Raw genomic sequence first — 21,704 nt, forward strand, 5'->3', positions numbered from 1 at the left:
TGTTTATAAATTTGAATTTCCAAATTTTTGGGCTTGATTTATATTTCAAAATGGGATATACTAAACGAAACAGAACAAACGTTCGAGAAAAAGGAGCAGACAATGGAAATACAGCAGGACATGACCATTTCAGAAAAATTAAAAATTCTTACAGATGCAGCCAAGTATGATGTTGCCTGCACCAGCAGTGGCGTTGACAGGAATAATAAAGGTAAGGGTATGGGAGATGCCCATGCCTGTGGCATTTGTCATACTTTTGCTTCAGACGGAAGATGTGTTTCTTTATTAAAAATTTTATATACAAATGAATGTATTTATGATTGTAAATATTGCATTAACAGAAAGTCTAATGATGTGAAGAGGGCTTCTTTTACACCGGATGAAGTGTGTAAGCTGACCATGGAATTTTACAGAAGAAACTATATTGAAGGTCTGTTTTTAAGCTCAGGCATTTTAAAAAGCCCTGATTTTACTATGGGACTTATATATGAAACACTGTGGAAGCTTCGTAATGAACATCATTTTTTCGGATACATTCATGTAAAGGCAATTCCCGGAGCTTCGCCGGAAATCATTGAAAAAATAGGATTTTTAGCAGACAGAATGAGCACTAATCTGGAGTTACCTACTAAGGAGAGTCTAAAAGCGCTGGCTCCTAATAAGAATCAGAAGAATATACTTGCACCTATGCGGCAGATACAGGCTGGAAGCGGAAATCTTATTGCCCCGGTGAATGATGGATACAGTCTTATTACAAGAAGGGGTAACAAGATGAAGTCTAAGTTTGTTCCGGCAGGTCAGAGCACCCAGATGATTATCGGGGCAACTCCTGAGACAGATTATCAGCTAATGTCTGTAACAGAATATATGTATAAGGAATACAAGATGAAGAGGGTGTTTTATTCAGCATTTGTTAATGTAAATCATAACATTGATGCACCTGCACCGGTAGGTCCTAATCCGCTTTTGCGGGAACACAGGCTGTATCAGGCAGACTGGCTTTTAAGATATTACGGTTTTATGGTAAATGAACTTTTAAATGAAAAAAGACCTAATTTTAACGTGGTTTTAGACCCAAAATGTGACTGGGCAGTAAATCATCTGGAGCGGTTTCCGGTGGAAATTATGAGGGCAGATTATTATACATTGTTGAGGGTTCCGGGAATTGGAGTAAAGTCAGCTAAAAGAATTACATCAGCAAGGAGATATAACAATCTTAATTTTGAAAGTTTGAAAAAGATGGGAGTTGTATTAAAAAGGGCAGCTTATTTTATTACCTGCAACGGGAAAACTATGTTTCCTCTTAATATGAATCAGGATTTTATAGCCAGAAGTCTTGCAGATACAGATAAAAGGCAGACATACGCTATAGAGCAGGATACAACATATAAGCAGATGACCCTTATGGATATGGGAGTGAGAGTTAATGGATAATATTACGTTAGTTTGCCATGAAAGTTTTGATGGAATAATGACTGCCGTTTATGACGGCTGGGTATATATGAATAGAGGATACAATGTGAGCATACATCCGGGGGAAAATTACGCACCTACATTTTTCTCTCAATTTGTGCCTGTTGAGATAGATTTGGAAAAAGCGGTAAAGGTAGCTAAGTCTATCAGGGTAAAGATATCATTAGAGGCATATACGATGGTTTTCAGAGCATGCATGCATTATGAAGAAGACCGGGGGGATGCCGTTTTCGGTTTCCTGAAAGTGGGATATAATGTTGGGGCAAAGGTAACTAAAATGCTGGGAAATGAGTATGTGATGCGGGTTATGGAATTAAGCAGAAAAGCAGTAAATGAGGCACATTTATATAAGGGATTTATTAGATTTGATGAATTGAGGGGAGGAGTTTTATTTGGAAAAATTGAGCCTAAGTGTGATGTTATTCCTCTTTTAACAGAGCATTTTAAAAACAGATTTCCGGGAGAAGACTGGATTATATATGACACAAAAAGAAAAAAGTCAGCAGTTCACAGGCATGATTCAGAGGTTATTTTAGTTGAAGGAAGAGATATAGAAGTAGTAACTGAGGGACTTCAAAAGGATGATGAATACAGAGATTTATGGAAGGTGTTTTTTGATACAATAGGTATTGATGAAAGGTACAATCCGAAATGCCAGCAGACAAATCTTCCACAATGGTACCGAAAGTATATGACAGAAATGAAATAATATTACAAATATTACAAAGATTTAAGCGTATTTTCTTCACTTTTTATTGCTTTAGTGTTATACTAACCGGAGTAGTTTTGCCATATTGTAATGGTTGGCAAAATTAATAACACAAGATTTATTGTACTATTCTAGGAGGAATCGATGAGCAAAGTTAAACGTGTGTATGTAGAGAAAAAACAGCCATATGCTGTTACTGCAAAAGAACTTACAGAGGATATTAAAGGATATCTGGAGATTGATGGTTTAAAAGAAGTTAGGGTTCTTGTAAGATATGATGTTGAAAATCTTTCAGAGGACACATATAAGAAGGCATTAACTTCAGTATTTTCAGAACCGCCTGTTGATGATGTTTATGAAGAAACATTCCCATATGATGAAGCAAATTCAAAAGTATTTAGTGTTGAGTTTTTGCCGGGACAGTTTGATCAGAGAGCAGATTCAGCGGTACAGTGTGTTAAGTTTTTAAACGAGGATGAGAATCCTGTTATAAAAACAGCTACAACATATGTTTTAGTTGGCGATATATCAGATGCAGAATTTGAGCAGATTAAAAATTACTGCATAAATCCGGTAGATTCAAGAGAAACAGGCTTGGAAAAACCGGAAACTTTAGTTACAGAGTTTGAAGAACCGGCAGATGTTATTATATTTGACGGATTTAAAGATATGGAAGAAAAGCCTCTTAAAGAGCTTTATGATTCCCTTGGACTGGCTATGACATTTAAGGATTTTCTTCATATCCAGAATTATTTCAAAAATGAAGAAAACAGAGATCCATCCATGACAGAAATAAGAGTGTTGGATACTTATTGGTCTGACCATTGCCGTCACACTACATTTAACACTGAACTTACAGATGTTAAGTTTGATGAAGGATATTTCAATGAACCAATTGAGAAAACCTATGAGAGTTATTTAGATACCAGAAAAGATGTTTTTGGTGAAAGAAAAGATAAGTTTGTATGCCTTATGGATTTAGCACTTATAGCTATGAGAAAGTTAAAGAAGGAAGGCAAGTTAGATGATCAGGAAAAATCAGATGAAATTAACGCATGTAGTATTGTGGTGCCTGTAGAAGTAGATGGACAGACAGAGGAATGGTTAGTAAACTTCAAAAATGAAACACATAACCATCCTACAGAAATTGAACCTTTTGGTGGCGCAGCAACGTGTCTTGGAGGAGCTATAAGAGATCCGTTGTCAGGACGTACTTATGTATATCAGGCTATGCGTGTTACAGGAGCAGCAGATCCTACTAAGCCAATGAGTGAAACTCTTCACGGAAAGCTTCCACAGAAGAAATTAGTTCAGGGTGCCGCTAACGGATATAGTTCATATGGAAACCAGATAGGTCTTGCAACAGGATTGGTAAAAGAAATTTATCATCCTGATTATGTTGCAAAGAGAATGGAAATAGGTGCAGTTATGGGTGCAGCCCCAAGACGTGCCGTTCAGAGATTAACATCTGATCCGGGAGATATTATTATTCTTCTTGGTGGAAGAACAGGACGTGACGGATGTGGTGGAGCAACAGGCTCATCAAAGATTCACACAGAAGAGTCTATTGAAACATGTGGTGCAGAAGTACAGAAAGGTAACGCACCTACAGAACGTAAGTTACAGAGATTATTTAGAAGAGAAGAGGTCAGCCACATAATTAAGAAATGTAATGACTTTGGTGCCGGCGGTGTGTCAGTAGCTATTGGCGAATTGGCAGACGGACTTCATGTAAATTTAGATAAAGTTCCTAAGAAATATGCAGGATTAGACGGGACAGAAATAGCTATTTCAGAATCTCAGGAAAGAATGGCTGTTGTAGTTGATAAAGATGACGTAGAACAGTTCCTTAAGTATGCAAATGAAGAGAACTTAGAAGCTACAGTTGTAGCTTACGTTACAGAAGAACCTAGACTGGTTCTTGAATGGAGAGGAAAGGAAATTGTTAATATTTCAAGAGCTTTTCTTGATACAAACGGTGCTCATCAGGAAACAACAGTTGAGGTGGATATGCCTGATGAAGAAAAGAATTTCTTCAAGAAACCGGTTGTAGATGATGTAAAAGATAAGTGGCTTGAAACATTATCAGATTTAAATGTATGTTCACAGAAGGGACTTGTTGAAAAGTTTGACGGTTCAATTGGAGCAGGTTCAGTGTTTATGCCACATGGTGGAAAATACCAGAAGACAGAAACACAGACTATGGTGGCAAAGTTACCTGTACTTAAAGGAAAATGTGATACAGTAACAATGATGAGTTATGGATTTGATCCGTATCTTTCAAGCTGGAGTCCATATCACGGGGCAATTTACGCAGTAGTTGACTCTATTGCAAAAGTAGTTGCCAGTGGTGGTGATTATAAGAAGATTCGTATGACTTTCCAGGAATACTTTAGAAGAATGACTGAAGAACCACGTCGTTGGAGCCAGCCATTTGCAGCACTTCTTGGTGCATATGACGCACAGATGGGATTTGGTTTACCATCAATAGGTGGTAAGGATAGTATGTCAGGAACATTTAATGATATTGATGTACCACCGACACTGGTTTCATTTGCAGTGGATGTTGCAAAGGAAAAAGATATTATAACACCTGAATTTAAAGCAGCAGGTAATAAGATTGTTAAATTTGAAATTGTAAGAGATCAGTATGAGAAGCCTGTTTATGAAGAAGTGATGAAGCTATACGATAAGATTCATGACATGATTCAGAATGGAGTAATTATTTCAGCATATGCTCTTGAAAGCAAGGGTATTATACCGGCAGTAAGTAAGATGGCATTTGGTAATAACATTGGTGTAAGCATCAGCGGAAGAATACCTGGCGCTGATTTGTTCGCACCATCATTTGGTGATATTATTGCTGAAATACCGTCAGATAAATTAGATGATATAACAGCAAGCTATGTTTTAATAGGTGAAACAAATGATAAGGCTACATTTGAATATGGCTACGATTCAATACCTATGGATGAAGCATTAAAGGTATGGGAGAAGCCATTAGAGAAGGTATTCCCAACAAGAAGCCATAATGATAAGTCATTATTAGATACACCTGTTTATGACAAGGGCAGCATATATGTATGTAAGAATAAAGTAGCAAAACCAACAGTATTTATTCCTGTATTTCCGGGAACAAACTGTGAATATGACTCAGCTAAGGCTTTTGAAAATGCAGGTGCAAATGTTATAACAAAGGTATTTAAAAACCTTACACCTGAAGATATCAGAGATTCAGTTAATATCTTTGAAAGGGCTATTTCACAGGCACAGATTATTATGTTCCCAGGTGGATTTAGTGCAGGTGATGAACCTGACGGTTCAGCTAAGTTCTTTGCTACAGCATTTAGAAATGCAAAGATTGAAGAGGCAGTACACAAATTGCTTAACGAGAGAGACGGTTTGGCATTAGGTATTTGTAATGGATTTCAGGCACTTATAAAGTTAGGCTTGGTTCCTAACGGAAAAATTACAGGACAGGATATTAATTCGCCAACACTTACTTATAACACAATTAACCGTCACGTATCAAAGATGGTATATACAAAGGTTGTATCTAATAAGTCGCCTTGGTTACAGAAAGCAGAATTAGGTGGTGTATATGTAAATCCTGCATCCCATGGAGAAGGAAGATTTGTAGCACCTGAAAGCTGCATAAAAGAATTGTTTGCTAACGGTCAGGTAGCAACACAGTATGTAAACGAACAGGGTATACCAACAATGGATGAAGAGTGGAATGTAAATGGTTCATACTATGCAATAGAAGGTATAACAAGTCCGGATGGAAGATGCTTAGGTAAAATGGCTCACATAGAAAGAAAAGGCACATCAGTTGCCACAAACATCTATGGTGAACAAGACCTTAAAGTCTTTGAATCAGGCGTTGAATACTTTTCGTAAGCAAAGCCATGCATAAATAAAAGTGAAAAGGCTCGATGAAAGCTTGCTTTCAAGAGAGCATTTTCACTTTTATTTATATAGGGCGCAGCCCGAAACGAAATAGACCGAAGGTCTATGAGTTGCATGGCTTTGTATTCTCAAAAAGGTGTGCGCAGCCCGAAACGAAATAGACCGAAGGTCTATGAGTTGCATGGCTTTGCATTCTCAAAAAGGTGTGCGCAGCCCGAAACGAAATAGACTTTCACAACTACCAAATAAAAGGAGGTACCGACTATGAGTTATTTAAAAAATCTAAAATGGGAAATGATTATCTACTCATTGCTAAGCATTTTAATGGGAATACTTATGTGGAAATATCCCGGCAAAATAATGACAGGAGTATGCGTTATTTTGGCAATGATTTTGTTTGTAATGGGAATCAGAAATATCATTGAATACAAAAGAAGCAATGTAATAAAAGACTTTTACAGATATGAATTAGTGGTAGGCATAGTGCTTATTGCAGCAGGAATACTTGTATTAGCATGCATGAAACTTATATTATCAATTATAACTTATGTTATAGCAATAATAATCATAATAAGTGGATTAATGAAAGTTGAAAATGCCATTGACCTTAAAAGAATGGGCAACCATTGGGTGCCATTACTCGTATTTGCCATAATATGTATTCTTTTGGGAATTTCAGTTTTAATGATGCCAATGAATTCCAATGATAATGGAACAAAGACTGCAGGCGATTTCTTTATTCAATGCACAGGTATTATCTTTGCCGTTACAGGACTGATTGACCTTATTACAACATTATCTGTTTCAGGAAAAATAAAACGTTGGACCATAGAGCAGATAGCTTTTGATGCCGATAGAGATATAGAAGACGAAATAATAGAAGATGGTGATGATGACTAAACTATCCTATTAAAAAAATAGAAGATGGTGACAATGACTAATCTATTCTAATTAAATAATAGAAGATGGTGACCATAACTAATCCGTCCTAATTAAAAATATCGTAAGAACTAATATTGAAAAAAGAATAAATAGCACAATTATATAAGTGCATATAAAAATCCACTTAGCAAACACCCGTTAAAGAGTAATGCTATGTGGATTTTTTAGTAAAGTATGTCTGGTACACCACTTAAATAAATACAACATTATTGGCACTGTAACAACATCATTTGTGCTAACACAATAAACGCATTATCGTCATAAAATTTCCATTATGGTAACATATGTCCGGCTGACAAATAAAGACGGTACCATTCGGAACGTTCTAATTTAACAGAGGTTGCAGCCGCAATCTCTTTCATTCTTGAAAGCTTTGTAGTGCCGGCTATAACCTGCATATTGGCAGGGTGTCTTAAAATCCATGCAGTAGCAATGGTGGTTGGAGTAACATTATACTTATCTGCTAATTCATTTAGGACTTTATTAAGCTCCGGATATTTGTCACGGCCAATAAAAACACCTTCAAAAAATCCATATTGGAAAGGCGACCATGTCTGAATAGTTATATCTTTTAGACGACAGTAATCTAAAACACTTCCGTCCCGGTCAATTGCACCATCAGTAAGCATATTAACTTCCATACCATTAGCTACAATATTAGAAAAAGGAATACTATATTGAATTTGGTTTACAACCAGCTTTTGTCTAACATATTTCTGAAGCAGTTCCATTTGCATAGGTTTTTGGTTAGAAACACCAAAATGTCTAACCTTTCCTGAGCTTTCTAAAATATCAAAAGCCTGGGCAACCTCTTCCGGTTCCACCAATGCATCCGGGCGGTGAAGTAAAAGAATATCAAGATAATCAGTACCTAATCTTTTAAGAATGCCATTAACAGAATTGATAATGTGTTCTTTGGAAAAATCGTACATTACACCGGGGACAATTCCACATTTTGATTGAAGAACAATATCCTCACGGTTAATATTCATATTAGAAAGAGCCTGTCCAAAAAGTTTCTCACATTCGCCACCTGCGTAAATATCAGCATGGTCAAAAAAATTAATTCCAAGTTCAATACATCCCTCGATATAACTGCTAAGGGCTTTTTCATCTAAGCAGTTAATTCGCATACATCCGGCAGCAACTGCTGGAACATGAAAATCTGTATTGCTTAATTTTATTGTATTCATCTTGTTGCCTCCTTGTTAATTCATAATACCTGATAAAGATTTCCTTTTATAATATGATGTGTGTGCAAAAATACATTATGCCACTCGCTTACATCATACTCTACTTAAAAATCATACTCATAGTATACTATTTTAGCAGCAAAAAAGTAATGCCTTATTAAAACAAAAGCAATTTTATTATAAATAAGTACCCTTTGCCTAAAAATACATATATTAATATATAAAACATTGTGGGGAAAATAAATGATAGAAGACATGCTAACTAATAAATGCAATTTTTCCAGTGTAAAGCCGGCACTGGTTGCACTTCCGTATCCGGAAATAAAGGTAAAAGAAAGAAACAAGGCGTATGCAGATTTGCTTGCATTGGATTATTGCGGCCAGTCATCTGAAATGACATCAACTATGCAGTATATAAATCAGGAAGGAAGAATGTCCGGCAATAAATGCGAGATAGCTCAAATTATATTGGGAATAGCCATGGCAGAAATGATTCATCTTCAAAAATTAGGAGAATTAATATGCCTATTGGGAGGAACATTAGATTTTACAACAAAAAATTCCACAGGAAGGCAGGTAATGTGGTCACCGTCTAATGTAAAAATAGGTGGAGATATACGAAATATGCTGTGGGCAGACATTGAAGGTGAGCGAATTGCCATTAACCAGTACCGCCGACATATGAATATGATAAAAGATAAAAATATCAATCAGATAATAGCAAGAATAATAAAAGATGAAGAATATCATATTATGTTGCTTAGGGCGTTGCTGGATAAATAAAATTAAAAACTAATAAGCAGATTCCGGAATGAAATAATATGGTACCGGAATCTGCTGCTTTGTATTAAAAATATGTAGTTAAAAAAATTACCTATAAGTAACCACTACATCGTTCCTTCTTATATATGTCCCTCCATCAGGAATAAGACTTTCGTCTCCACGTTTTATAAGGGCAATTAGCACATTCTCAGGGAGATCTAAATCCTGAATACGCTTGTCACACCAGCTGTGATTTTTGTCAATAACCACTTCTTCAAGATTCTCTTTTCCGGAAGGTTCATAGGAAGGAACACTTAATATAACGCTGTCGCCTCCAAGGATTTTCGTATCACCATTGGGAATAATGGTGTCGCCATTTCTTTTTATCATAATGGCAAGGGAATTGGTAGGCATATTAACATCACTTACAAGCTTATTTTCCCAGTTGTGTCCTTTAGGTATATACATTCGCATTAATGTAATGGCAGATTCTTCCTGATAATCGTTGAAAGTTTTACGGACATCATCATTGTCATCAATCATATTAAGTTTTCTGGCTACATAGGGAATTAAGGTACCCTGTATTGCTACGGAAAACAGTGCCACCATAAAAACTATGTGAAAAATGTCAAAAGGAACATCCCTGCCACTGGCTACAACCATAATGGAAAACACAATGGAGGCAGCACCACGCAGTCCTGCCCATGAAACTAAAAGACATTGCCTGTAACTACATTTAAAAGGTGCTAATATTGAAAAAACGGCTATAGGTCGTGCTATTAGCGTTAAAAATATTGCAATGAAAAGAGACGGAATTATAATTGCCACAAACTTATGAGGAAATGCAAGAAGTCCTAACAAAAAGAAAATAAGAATTTGCGCCAGACTTGTAAGTCCGTCAAAAAAAGGAATCATAATTTTTTTATTTTTAATTTTACTGTTTCCTAATATTATTCCTAAAAGATACACAGTTAAAAAGGCATTTCCGTCAATGGCAGTTGAAACACCAAAGGAAAAAATAATAAGGGCAATCATAAAAATAGTATCTAATCCATCGGAAATAAGGGAGGTTTTTGTAAGAATTACAATACCTAAACCGGCAATGATTACTCCAATAGCAATACCGTAAACAATCTGTGCAAAAGTAAAATATGGAAGATTAGTAAGTTTCCCACCATTTAATATAATGATACCTATCATTGTAAGAAGGTATGAAACAGGGTCGTTACTACCACTTTCAATTTCTAAAAGAGGGGCAGTGCTATTTTTAAGATTAAGTTTTTTTGTCCTGAGAATAGAGAAAACACTGGCGGCATCAGTAGATGATAATACGGCACCAATAAGAAAACTTTCCGCATAACTAAGGTGTAAAACAAAATAGCAAAACACACCTGTTATGCCGGCAGTAATAAGTACCCCTACAGTAGACAGGCATATAGCACGTCCGGCAACATTTCCGGCAGTTTTCCACTTGGTATTAAAACCACCATAAAACATAATGAAACTAAGAGAAACAGTACATATTTTTTCTGCAAAGTCGTAGTTGTCAAACTGAATCTTAAAGAAACCATCGCATCCAAACAGCATACCGATAGTCATAAAAAGAATAAGAGCAGGCATACCAAATTTGCCGGAAAATTTGTCTGCTAATATACATGAAAATAAAACAATAGCAATTAAAGTGAGAGTTATTGCCATATAAAGCCTCCTTTCGATGATAAACTATGTCTATATTAACATAAAAATGACTTTAAAATGTTAGTTTATGATTTATATCCAATAGCCATTGATTTAGCTGTATTTTTTTGGTATAATTGTAAAATATGTCGAAAAGGATAGAAATACAAAAACAGGAAAAGTAAAATGGGAAAATTTACAGGGTATTTGATTTGTACAGATTGCGATGGAACATTAACATATGAACCGGGAAAAGTATCACAGGAAAATGCTGAAGCTATCAGATATTTTCAAAAAGAAGGTGGGTTGTTTACTTTAGCCACCGGGAGATTTCCCGACCATGCAAAGCTGTTTGAAGGTCAGTTCAAGGTGAATGCTCCCATAGTATCACTGAATGGTGCAGTTATTTATGATGAGAAAAGGGATAGGATTATTAAAACCTGGCATATGAACAGGAAAAAGACCCTTGAACTTTTAACATATGTAAATGACAACTGGGAGGAAGCAGAAACTTATTGGGTTAATACAATAAGTAAAGATGGTAAGTTTGAAAGTGCTCATTTTGATTCAAAGGAGCATAAAGGCGAACCTAAAGCTTTAGCCCGGTTTATGGACAGTTTAGACAGTGAACCGTTAAAAATATTGCTTTTCCAAAATGAAAATATAACCCCTAAACTTCAAAAGGATTTAAAGGAGAAGTTTGGAGAAGACTTCATATTTGATTTAAGCTGGCCGGAGGGCATTGAAGTAAACAGTGCACACAGTGGTAAGGGGGCAGCGGTCAGATACATGAAGGAACATTTAGGTATTGACATTCATACCACGTTAGGCATAGGAGATTATGAAAATGATATATCTCTTTTAGAATGTGCAGATATAGGCTATGCAGTGGGTAATGCTATTCCATATGTAAAGAAAATAGCAGACAGAATTACGGTTAAAAACACAGAAAATGCCATAGCCCGGATTATAATGGAATTGGGACAATTATAGAAAAATGTTACACTAAATAAAGAGGAGGAAACATTTTAGAAAAACGTTTCCGATGAACTGCCGCTGATCGAAGAAGGTGGCATCACATATTATACAAGGAGGAGATAGAGATGGATAAAAAGAAAAAAAATATAATTGCCATAGCATTAGTAGCAGTTATAGTAATTGCAATAATAGTGGCATTAGTTGTTTCAAAAAAAGGCAAAGATAGTGATACACCGCAGACTAATAACGCAACAGCAGCTCAGGTTGAGACAACAGTGAAAGCAGGTAATGAAAATGTGACAACAGCTGAAAATGGTAACGAAGATTTACCGGTAGCAGGTGATGAAACAACAGCAAAAAGCAAAAAAAACTCAAAAAAGAGCAGCAAAAAAGGTAATAAGAACAATAAAGAAACAAACTACTGGGATAATATTTCTATTATAGAAGAATCTCAAAACAAAGAGCCAAAGACAAATAAAAAAGGCGAAACAGTAACAGAAGAATATCCGGGGCAGGATGACGGCTGGTCACCTATTGTATCACCGGATGATTTGAAAAAATAACATATAGTTGTAATTTTCAACAAGAAAACAAAAAAAATTGACTGGTGTGTTTACACCAGTCAATTTTTGTGTATAATATAATGTGGACCGACAGATACTTTAAAGAGAAACAGAAGTTTCGTGATTTAGAAAGGATACTGTATTGAAACAACAAGATTTTAATCAAAAAGTTGAAGAGCTGGTTGAAAAATGTCAGGGACAGAATAACCAGATAACAACATCAGAAATTAAAGATTATTTTTCAGAGGACAAGTTGACTGCAAAGCAGGAAATCACTATACTTGCGAGACTAAGTGAGGCTGAAATTAGCGTTGTTATGTCTGATGCAGAGCCAAAAAGTGCAGAAAAAGATGTGAAAGATGCTAAGAAACCGGAACCGGTTGAGGAAGGTAATGAGGAAGATGAGTTTGAGTCAGATTCACTAGATGATGTAGAACCAAGTGATTCAGACCTTGCTGCCGAACCGACTGATGAAGACATAGCATTGGTAGACATTGATGCAGAAGATTTATTAGGACCTACAGACGAGGATTTTGAAAATGATGATGAAGAGGCAGTAGAATTAGATGCCGTGGATTTGCTCGAGGGTGTAGGAACTGAAGATCCTGTAAGAATGTACTTAAAGGAAATTGGTACAGTAGCATTGTTGACCGCCGATGAAGAACTTGAACTTGCAAAACGTAAGACAGAAGGTGACGTTGCCGCAAAAGAGAAATTAATAGAGGCTAATCTCCGTCTTGTAGTTAGTATTGCAAAAAGATATACCGGACGTGGAATGAGTTTCCTTGATTTGGTTCAGGAAGGAAACTTAGGTCTTATTAAAGGCGTAGAAAAGTTCGATTATACTAAAGGTTACAAGTTAAGTACATATGCAACATGGTGGATTAGACAGTCCGTTACAAGAGCTTTAGCGGATCATGCCAGAACTATCCGAGTACCTGTTCATATGGTAGAAACTATTAATAGAATGTCAAAGATGCAGAGAAAACTTACTCTTGAGTTAGGTTATGAGCCATCTACTAAGGAATTAGCAGATGCCTTAGACATGACTGAGGAGAAGGTTTTAGAGATTATGCAGATTGCAAGAGAGCCGGCATCCCTTGAAACACCTATCGGTGAAGAGGATGACTCTAACTTAGGAGATTTTGTAGCAGACAATAATACGGTTACACCGGAAGCCAATATTGAGTCGGTTATGCTTCGTGAACATATTGATGTGCTGCTTAAGGATTTGAAGGATAGAGAAAGAGAAGTAATTATTTTACGATTTGGTTTAAGGGATGGACATCCGAGAACTCTTGAAGAAGTAGGAAAAATCTTTAACGTAACAAGGGAACGTATCAGACAGATTGAAGCAAAGGCATTAAGAAAACTGAGAAATCCTGTTAGAAGCAAAAAGATTAAAGACTTCTTAAATGATTAAAAATTTAAAGAAACAAAGGGCTGGTGGGAAAGTTTAACACATCAGAACTTAATAAAATCATAAAACTTAATATTTAAACTTAATTTTACTTGATTTTTTTGATAAAATAGTTTATAAAATTAAGTAAAGAACAAGAAAGAGGTGCAATGGGGCACCATAGTAGAGATACTATGTCCCTTTGCACCTCTTTTTTTACAGGAGGACAAATTCATGGATCAAAATGTGTTATTTGAAAAAGCAAAAGAAGATGGTTTGTATGATTCACGCTTTGAACACGACAACTGCGGTATAGGAGCTGTTGTAAACATCAAAGGTGTAAAAAGTCATGCCACAGTAGAAAATGCCTTAAAAATTGTAGAAAACCTTGAACATCGTGCAGGTAAAGATGCTGAAGGAAAAACCGGTGACGGTGTAGGTATTATGCTACAGATTTCCCACAAATTTTTTAAGAAGGTTACTAAACCTTTAGGCTTTGACATTGGAGGAGAAAGAGAATATGGCGTAGGTATGTTCTTCATGCCACAGGATGAGTTAAAGCGTAACAGGGAAATGAAAATGTTTGAAATCATTGCCCAGAAAGAGGGATTAGAGTTTTTAGGATGGAGAGAAGTACCTGTTCATCCGGAAGTATTGGGAACAAAGGCATTAGAGTGCATGCCACATATAATGCAGTGTTTCATTAAGAAACCGGAAGAAGTTGAAAAGGGAATAGCCTTTGACCGTATGCTTTATATAGTAAGAAGAGTTTTCTCTCACAGTAATACAGGAACATACACAGTATCTCTTTCCAGCAGAACTATTGTATATAAGGGAATGTTTCTTGTTAATCAGTTAGGTCCGTTTTTCGCAGACCTTATGGACAAAAATTACGAGTCAGCAATAGCTTTAGTTCACTCAAGATTTTCAACTAACACACAGCCAAGCTGGAGACGTGCACATCCAAACAGATTTATTGTTCATAATGGAGAAATTAATACAATCCGTGGTAACGCCGACAATATGCTTGCCAGAGAAGAATCCATGTCCAGCGAATATATGCAGAAGTCTTTGACAAAGGTTATGCCTGTAGTAGACACACAGGGCTCAGACTCAGCAATGCTTGATAATACATTAGAGTTTTTAGTAATGAATGGTGTAGATTTGCCATTGGCAGTTATGATGTGTATCCCTGAACCATGGGAGAAAAATGACACAATAAGCCAGTCAAAGAGAGACTTCTATCAGTATTATGCCACAATGATGGAACCTTGGGACGGACCTGCATCTATCCTGTTTTCCGATGGAGATTACATGGGAGCAATTCTTGACAGAAATGGTCTTCGTCCGTCAAGATATTATATTACAAATGATGACCAGCTGATCCTTTCTTCAGAGGTAGGTGTTTTAGATATTGATCCGTCTAAAATAGTTGCCAAGGAAAGACTTCGTCCGGGTCGTATGCTGTTAGTTGATACAGTAAATGGAAAGCTAATAGATGATGATGAATTAAAAGAAGAATATGCAGCAAGAAAGCCATACGGTGAATGGCTTAACAACAATCTTGTGTACTTAAAGGACATTCATATTCCTAATGTTAAGGTAGAAACATACGAAAAAGAAGAAAGACAAAGATTGCAGAAAAATTTTGGATATTCTTTTGAAGATTTAAAGAGAATTATTCCAATGGCAAATAATGGAATGGAAGCTACAAAGGCAATGGGAAAAGATACACCTCTTGCAGTTTTAAGTGACAGAACCCATCCGTTATTTAACTACTTCAAGCAGTTATTTGCACAGGTTACTAACCCTCCAATTGATGCAATCAGAGAGGAAATAGTAACTTCTACATCGGTATATATTGGTAAAGACGGAAATATCTTAGAGGAAAAGCCGGAAAACTGTAAAGTATTGAAGATTCACAATCCGATACTTACTAATACGGATATTTTGAAACTTAAAAACATTAATGTACCGGGATTTAAAACAGCAGTTGTTCCTATTGTATATTACAAGGGAATATCTCTTGAAAAAGCTATAGATCAGGTATTTGTGGATGTGGATAAGGCACACAAAGATGGAGCTAACATTATTATCTTATCAGATAGAGGAGTGGATGAGTACCATGTACAGATTCCATCATTGCTGGCAGTTTCGGCAGTACATCAGTATTTAGTTAAAACAAAGAAAAGAACTACACTTTCTTTGGTATTAGAAAGTGGTGAGCCAAGAGCCGTACATCACTTTGCAACATTATTAGGATATGGTGCCAGTGCCGTTAATCCATACCTTACCCATGACACCATTAAACAAATGGTAGAAGAGGAAATGATTAACAAAGATCCATATGCGGCAATTGATGATTACAACGAGGCAATACTTAGCGGAATAGTTAAAATTGCATCAAAAATGGGAATTTCAACTATCCAGTCATATCAGGGCTCACAGATATTTGAAGCAATTGGTATCAGTAAAGATGTTATAGATAAATATTTCACAGGAACAGTAAGCCGTGTGGAAGGAATTACATTAAAGGATATTGAAAACAGTGTTGAAACACTTCATTCTAAGGCATTTGACCCATTGGGATTAGATGTAGACCTTACATTGGAAAGCAGTGGTGACCACAAGCTTAGAAGCGGTAAGGAGGAACACAAGTACAATCCTGCTACTATTCATACATTGCAGCAGGCAACATGGACTAATAATTATGAGCTGTTTAAACAATATACTCATATGATAGATGAGGAAATGTCACCGGTACATTTAAGAGGTCTTATGGACTTTAATTATCCGGAAGACGGTGGTATTCCTATAGATGAAGTAGAAAGTGTTGATTCTATTGTAAAGAGATTTAAAACCGGTGCCATGTCATATGGTTCTATTTCACAGGAGGCTCATGAGACAATGGCTATTGCCATGAATATGATTGGCGGCCGTTCAAACTCAGGTGAAGGTGGAGAATCCGTAGAGCGTCTTACAATAGGAGAAGACGGACTTAATAAATGTTCAAAAATTAAACAGGTGGCATCAGGACGTTTTGGTGTTACATCAAGATATCTTGTAAGTGCTGAAGAAATTCAGATTAAAATGGCTCAGGGGGCAAAACCGGGAGAAGGCGGACACTTGCCTGGAAAGAAGGTTTATCCATGGGTAGCTAAAACAAGATATTCGACACCGGGAGTAAGTCTTATTTCACCACCACCACATCATGATATATATTCTATTGAAGATTTGGCACAGTTGATTTATGACTTGAAGAATTCTAACAGAGATGCAAGAATTTCAGTTAAATTGGTGTCAGAGGCAGGTGTTGGTACAGTTGCGGCAGGTGTTGCAAAGGCAGGTGCCCAGGTAATACTGATTTCAGGTTTTGACGGAGGTACCGGAGCTGCTCCTGAAAACTCAATTTATAATGCAGGACTTCCTTGGGAATTAGGATTGGCAGAAGCTCATCAGACTCTTATTGCCAACGGACTTAGAAATAAGGTTGTAGTGGAAACAGATGGTAAGTTGATGAGTGGTAGAGACGTGGCAATTGCAGCCATGCTTGGTGCAGAGGAATATGGATTTGCCACAGCACCTCTTGTAACAATGGGCTGTGTAATGATGAGAGTATGTAACCTTGATACATGTCCTGTAGGTGTGGCAACACAGAATCCTGAACTTCGTAAGAGATTTAAGGGAAAACCTGAATATGTAATTAATTTCATGAAGTTTATTGCTCAGGAATTAAGAGAATACATGGCTAAGTTAGGTGTAAGAACAATAGATGAATTAGTAGGAAGAGTTGATTTATTAAAGGTTAAAGACAATATTGCACCTGAGAGAGCAAAGGAAGTTGATTTGTCAAGAATCTTAAGCACAGATTTTGCAGACACAAGGGTTCAGTACCTAAAGAAAAATGTATATGACTTTAAGTTAGAAAGTACTAAGGATGTGACAGTTCTTCTTAAAAAATTAGGAAAGGCGCTGGAGGCTAAAAAGCCTGCAACAGTTGAGGTAGATGTAACTAACATTGACAGGTCATTTGGTACAATATTTGGTTCTGAAATAACAAAACGCTATAATGACACATTAGATGATGATATGTACATTATTAAATGTAACGGCGCAGGTGGTCAGAGCTTTGGTGCATTTATACCAAACGGCATGACAATTGAGCTTACAGGTGACAGCAATGACTACTTAGGAAAGGGATTGTCCGGTGGTAAAATTGTTGTCAAACCGCCAAAGGGTTCAACCTTTAAGCAGGATGAAAATATCATCATTGGAAACGTTGCCTTTTACGGTGCAACCAGTGGTAAAGCCTATATTAACGGTGTTGCCGGAGAACGTTTCTGTGTAAGAAATTCCGGTGCAACTACGGTAGTTGAAGGAGTAGGAGATCACGGATGCGAATACATGACAGGCGGACGTGTCGCAGTAATCGGTAAGGTAGGAAAGAACTTTGCAGCAGGTATGAGTGGCGGAGTTGCCTATGTACTAGATGAAAATAATGATTTGTACAGAAAGGTTAATAAGTCATTGGTATCTACGGAGGAACTTTCAAATAAGTACGATGTATTAGAACTTAAGGCAATGATAGAAGACCATGTTAAATATACAAATTCAGTTAAGGGTAAAGAAATCTTGGATAATTTTGAAGAGTACCTTCCGAAATTCAAAAAGATTATACCTTATGACTATAAGAAGATGCTTAACGCAATAGCAAAGATGGAAGAAAAGGGTCTTAATCCTGAACAGGCACAGATTGAAGCATTCTATGCAGCTACAAGATAGAGGAGGAAACGAAGATGGGTAAACCAACAGGATTTTTAGAATATGAACGTGAAGAAGCAAAGGCAACTTCGCCAAAAGAGAGAATAAAAAATTTTAACGAGTTCCACGAACCTCTGTCTGTGGATAAACAGAAATGTCAGGCTGCAAGATGTATGGACTGTGGAGTCCCGTTTTGCCAGAATGGTAAGGTTATAGCAGGAATGGTTTCAGGATGTCCTCTTAACAATTTAATTCCTGAGTGGAATGATTTGTTATACAACGGAAATATGGAGCAGGCTTATAATCGTCTTCATAAAACAAATAACTTTCCGGAGTTTACTTCAAGAGTTTGTCCGGCATTATGTGAGAAAGCCTGCACATGCGGTTTAAACGGTGATGCGGTAAGTGTCAGGGCAAATGAACACCTTATTATAGAAAATGCTTATGAAAAGGGATATGCCAGTGCAAAGGCACCTCATGTAAGAACAGGAAAGAAGGTTGCTGTAATTGGCTCAGGCCCTTCAGGACTGGCAGTGGCAGATCAGCTTAATAAGCGTGGTCACAGTGTGACGGTATATGAAAGAGACGACAGAATCGGCGGACTTCTCATGTACGGTATTCCTAACATGAAATTAGAGAAGCATATTATTGACAGAAAAGTTAATATTATGAAGGAAGAGGGAGTTACATTTGTTACTAACACAAATGTAGGAAAAGATGTTAAGGTAGCAGATATTCTTAAGAAATACGATAAAGTAGTTTTAGCCTGTGGCTCAAGGCATGCAAGAGATATTAATGCAAAGGGAAGAGATGCAAAGGGAATTTATTTCGCTGTTGACTTCCTTACGTCTACTACCAAAAGCCTTCTGGATAACGGCAAATTAGTTGATGGCACCTATGTGTCTGCAAAAGATAAGGATGTAGTAATAATCGGTGGTGGTGATACAGGAAATGACTGCGTGGGAACAAGTATCAGACATGGAGCTAAAAGTGTTTTGCAGTTGGAAATGATGCCTAAGGCACCGGATGAGAGAGCAGCTAATAATCCTTGGCCTGAGTGGCCTAGAATCTGCAAAACAGATTATGGTCAGGAAGAAGCCATAGCTGTGTTTGGTCATGACCCAAGAGTATACCAGACTACAGTTAAGGAGTTTGTTAAAGACAAAGAAGGAAACTTATGTAAACTTATCCTTGTTAAACTGGAGGCTAAAAAAGACGAGAAAACAGGTCGTATGAACATGGTAGAAATACCGGGCAGTGAATACGAAGTTGATTGTCAGTTAGTACTTATTGCAGCAGGATTTTTAGGTAGTGAAGATTATGTGACAAAGGCATTTAAGGTGGATACAACTCCTAGAACCAACATTGCCACAATGCCCGGAAAATATGCAACAAGTGTAGAAAACGTATTCACGGCAGGAGATGTTCATAGAGGCCAGTCATTAGTTGTGTGGGCTATCCGTGAGGGAAGAGACTGCGCAAAGGAAGTAGATGAGTCACTGATGGGATATACGAATTTGTAGGAAAAAATTAGGATAAAAATAATGGCTTTACATTAGTGAAGCAAATATAGTGAAAAAGCGGAGGCATCGTAGAGGTGTTTCCGCTTTTTCTTTGAAAAGTTTGAAATATTAATAATAAAATCTTTAAATAATTTGCACACTTTAACAAAATGCTTTATAATATAGAAAGCATTTTGATTAAACAGAAAATACTATTTTATAAACATAAATGAAAGTGAGGTTACTTTATGAAAATTGCAGTAGCAGGAACAGGTTATGTTGGCTTGTCTATAGCAACACTTTTGTCACAGCATCATGAGGTTATGGCTGTTGACATTATCCCGGAGAAGGTAGAGTTAATTAATAATAAGAAATCACCAATACAGGATGATTACATTGAAAAATATTTGGCAGAGAAGGATTTGAATCTTACAGCAACTCTTGATGCCGAAGCAGCTTATAAGGATGCAGATTTTGTAGTTGTAGCTGCACCTACTAATTATGACAGCAAGAAGAACTTCTTTGATACATCAGCAGTTGAAGCTGTTATTGAATTGGTTCTTAAGTATAATCCGGAGGCAATTATTGTTATTAAGTCAACTATTCCGGTAGGATACACTGAGTCAGTACGTGAAAAATACAACACAAAGAATATTATATTCAGCCCTGAATTTCTTCGTGAGTCTAAGGCTCTTTACGACAATCTTTATCCTTCAAGAATTATTGTGGGAACTGATTTAGACGATCCTCGTTTAGTAGAGGCTGCACATACATTTGCAGGTCTTTTACAGGAAGGTGCCATTAAGGAAAATATTGATACATTAATTATTGGATTTACAGAGGCAGAGGCTGTAAAGCTTTTCGCTAACACATATCTTGCACTTCGTGTATCATACTTTAACGAACTTGATACTTATGCAGAGTCTAAGGGACTTAATACCCAGCAGATTATTAACGGCGTCTGCTTAGATCCTCGTATTGGAACTCATTATAATAATCCTTCATTTGGTTACGGTGGATATTGCCTTCCAAAGGATACAAAGCAGTTGCTTGCCAACTATGCTGACATTCCACAGAACATGATGACTGCCATAGTTGAGTCTAACAGAACACGTAAGGATTATATAGCAGATAGAGTTCTTGAACTGACAGGCGCATATACCGGTAGTGATGCTTATGATGCATCAAAGGAAAAGGAAGTTGTTGTTGGTGTATTCAGACTTACAATGAAGTCTAATTCAGACAATTTCCGTCAGTCATCAATCCAGGGTGTTATGAAGCGTATCAAGGCTAAAGGTGCCACAGTTATTATTTACGAGCCAACATTAGAGGATGGTTCAACATTCTTTGGAAGCAGGGTTGTAAATGATTTGGCTAAGTTTAAAGAATTAAGCCAGGCAATTATTGCCAACAGATATGATTCATGCTTAGATGATGTAAGAGACAAGGTATACACAAGAGATATCTTTGAAAGAGATTAATGTGGATAAATAATAGAGATTAAGTGAAAGTGGAGATGTCGCAGGATGTCTCCATTTTTTGTGGGGTACTTGACAATGAATATGCAATTTATGTTTTATGCTGATTACACGATAAAACACAAAAAATATGTAAAACAACAAAAACAACTTGACAACACAACAGAATATATGTAATATAATAAATGTAAGATGTAATAAAGATACTGCGATGTGAGGATTGCAAGTGGATTCTAATGCTCACTATTGTATTTTTTTTATATCCGGTGTATACTATGAAAAGATTAAGAAAAACTAATAGTATACACCTCGAAATATTAAAAGAAAGCGAGGTGTTATATGAGAAAAAAGGATATAG

Annotated in this window: 13 protein-coding genes; 11 read left to right on the forward strand and 2 right to left on the reverse strand. The window is 36.7% G+C overall.

The window, feature by feature from the left end; translation table 11 throughout:
- Positions 1–102 precede the first annotated feature (102 nt).
- From Q5O73_RS01120 to Q5O73_RS01135, 4 genes are all read left to right on the forward strand, one after another.
- Entirely contained in the window at positions 103–1,434 is a 1,332-nt protein-coding gene (locus Q5O73_RS01120; protein ID WP_118590387.1) for a putative DNA modification/repair radical SAM protein, read from the forward strand.
- Positions 1,427–2,182, forward strand: a complete 756-nt coding sequence (locus tag Q5O73_RS01125) for a TIGR03915 family putative DNA repair protein (protein ID WP_302668848.1) — start codon at positions 1,427–1,429, stop codon at positions 2,180–2,182. The genes Q5O73_RS01120 and Q5O73_RS01125 overlap by 8 nt, the downstream gene beginning before the upstream one ends.
- Positions 2,183–2,326: 144 nt before the next feature.
- On the forward strand, positions 2,327–6,082 hold the full coding sequence (locus Q5O73_RS01130; RefSeq protein WP_302668849.1) for a phosphoribosylformylglycinamidine synthase: 3,756 nt from the start codon (positions 2,327–2,329) through the stop codon (positions 6,080–6,082).
- Positions 6,083–6,355: 273 nt separating this feature from the next.
- Positions 6,356–6,991, forward strand: a complete 636-nt coding sequence (locus tag Q5O73_RS01135; protein WP_021951820.1) for an HdeD family acid-resistance protein — start codon at positions 6,356–6,358, stop codon at positions 6,989–6,991.
- Between the two features lie 314 nt (positions 6,992–7,305).
- On the opposite strand, the gene Q5O73_RS01140 is transcribed toward Q5O73_RS01135, so the two are convergent.
- Complete coding sequence (locus Q5O73_RS01140; protein ID WP_302668850.1) at positions 7,306–8,226, reverse strand: aldo/keto reductase family oxidoreductase; 921 nt, start codon at positions 8,224–8,226, stop codon at positions 7,306–7,308.
- 243 nt (positions 8,227–8,469) lie between these two features.
- Here Q5O73_RS01140 and Q5O73_RS01145 point away from each other — a divergent pair, with 243 nt between their 5' ends.
- Complete coding sequence (locus tag Q5O73_RS01145) at positions 8,470–9,009, forward strand: ferritin-like domain-containing protein (RefSeq protein ID WP_302668851.1); 540 nt, start codon at positions 8,470–8,472, stop codon at positions 9,007–9,009.
- Positions 9,010–9,096: 87 nt separating this feature from the next.
- On the opposite strand, the gene Q5O73_RS01150 is transcribed toward Q5O73_RS01145, so the two are convergent.
- On the reverse strand, positions 9,097–10,686 hold the full coding sequence (locus Q5O73_RS01150; RefSeq protein ID WP_021951823.1) for a potassium/proton antiporter: 1,590 nt from the start codon (positions 10,684–10,686) through the stop codon (positions 9,097–9,099).
- 165 nt (positions 10,687–10,851) lie between these two features.
- Here Q5O73_RS01150 and Q5O73_RS01155 point away from each other — a divergent pair, with 165 nt between their 5' ends.
- The 6 genes from Q5O73_RS01155 (at position 10,852) to Q5O73_RS01180 (ending at position 21,349) form a co-directional block, all read left to right on the forward strand.
- Complete coding sequence (locus Q5O73_RS01155) at positions 10,852–11,658, forward strand: HAD family hydrolase (RefSeq protein ID WP_302628916.1); 807 nt, start codon at positions 10,852–10,854, stop codon at positions 11,656–11,658.
- A 110-nt stretch (positions 11,659–11,768) separates the two neighbouring features.
- On the forward strand, positions 11,769–12,206 hold the full coding sequence (locus Q5O73_RS01160; protein ID WP_302628917.1) for a hypothetical protein: 438 nt from the start codon (positions 11,769–11,771) through the stop codon (positions 12,204–12,206).
- Positions 12,207–12,348: 142 nt separating this feature from the next.
- Positions 12,349–13,629, forward strand: a complete 1,281-nt coding sequence (gene rpoD / locus Q5O73_RS01165; RefSeq protein ID WP_021951826.1) for an RNA polymerase sigma factor RpoD — start codon at positions 12,349–12,351, stop codon at positions 13,627–13,629.
- A 210-nt stretch (positions 13,630–13,839) separates the two neighbouring features.
- Positions 13,840–18,387, forward strand: coding sequence for a glutamate synthase large subunit (gltB, locus tag Q5O73_RS01170; protein ID WP_302668852.1), 4,548 nt, complete (start codon positions 13,840–13,842; stop codon positions 18,385–18,387).
- Positions 18,388–18,401: 14 nt separating this feature from the next.
- Complete coding sequence (locus Q5O73_RS01175; RefSeq protein WP_302628706.1) at positions 18,402–19,889, forward strand: glutamate synthase subunit beta; 1,488 nt, start codon at positions 18,402–18,404, stop codon at positions 19,887–19,889.
- A gap of 227 nt (positions 19,890–20,116) precedes the next feature.
- Positions 20,117–21,349, forward strand: a complete 1,233-nt coding sequence (locus Q5O73_RS01180) for a nucleotide sugar dehydrogenase (protein ID WP_118590404.1) — start codon at positions 20,117–20,119, stop codon at positions 21,347–21,349.
- Positions 21,350–21,704 lie beyond the last annotated feature (355 nt).

Origin of the sequence: Eubacterium sp. AF15-50, assembly GCF_934835595.1 — a bacterium.
In the GTDB taxonomy this organism is placed as follows: Bacteria; Bacillota; Clostridia; order Lachnospirales; family Lachnospiraceae; genus Eubacterium_G; species Eubacterium_G segne.

Excerpts from the sequence above, each read along its gene's own strand:
- Q5O73_RS01120 (WP_118590387.1), top strand. The coding sequence starts at position 103 with ATGGAAATACAGCAGGACATGACCATTTCAGAAAAATTAAAAATTCTT.
- Q5O73_RS01125 (WP_302668848.1), top strand. The coding sequence starts at position 1,427 with ATGGATAATATTACGTTAGTTTGCCATGAAAGTTTTGATGGAATAATG.
- Q5O73_RS01130 (WP_302668849.1), top strand. The coding sequence starts at position 2,327 with ATGAGCAAAGTTAAACGTGTGTATGTAGAGAAAAAACAGCCATATGCT.
- Q5O73_RS01135 (WP_021951820.1), top strand. The coding sequence starts at position 6,356 with ATGAGTTATTTAAAAAATCTAAAATGGGAAATGATTATCTACTCATTG.
- Q5O73_RS01140 (WP_302668850.1), bottom strand. The coding sequence starts at position 8,226 with ATGAATACAATAAAATTAAGCAATACAGATTTTCATGTTCCAGCAGTT.
- Q5O73_RS01145 (WP_302668851.1), top strand. The coding sequence starts at position 8,470 with ATGATAGAAGACATGCTAACTAATAAATGCAATTTTTCCAGTGTAAAG.
- Q5O73_RS01150 (WP_021951823.1), bottom strand. The coding sequence starts at position 10,686 with ATGGCAATAACTCTCACTTTAATTGCTATTGTTTTATTTTCATGTATA.
- Q5O73_RS01155 (WP_302628916.1), top strand. The coding sequence starts at position 10,852 with ATGGGAAAATTTACAGGGTATTTGATTTGTACAGATTGCGATGGAACA.
- Q5O73_RS01160 (WP_302628917.1), top strand. The coding sequence starts at position 11,769 with ATGGATAAAAAGAAAAAAAATATAATTGCCATAGCATTAGTAGCAGTT.
- gltB (WP_302668852.1), top strand. The coding sequence starts at position 13,840 with ATGGATCAAAATGTGTTATTTGAAAAAGCAAAAGAAGATGGTTTGTAT.
- Q5O73_RS01175 (WP_302628706.1), top strand. The coding sequence starts at position 18,402 with ATGGGTAAACCAACAGGATTTTTAGAATATGAACGTGAAGAAGCAAAG.
- Q5O73_RS01180 (WP_118590404.1), top strand. The coding sequence starts at position 20,117 with ATGAAAATTGCAGTAGCAGGAACAGGTTATGTTGGCTTGTCTATAGCA.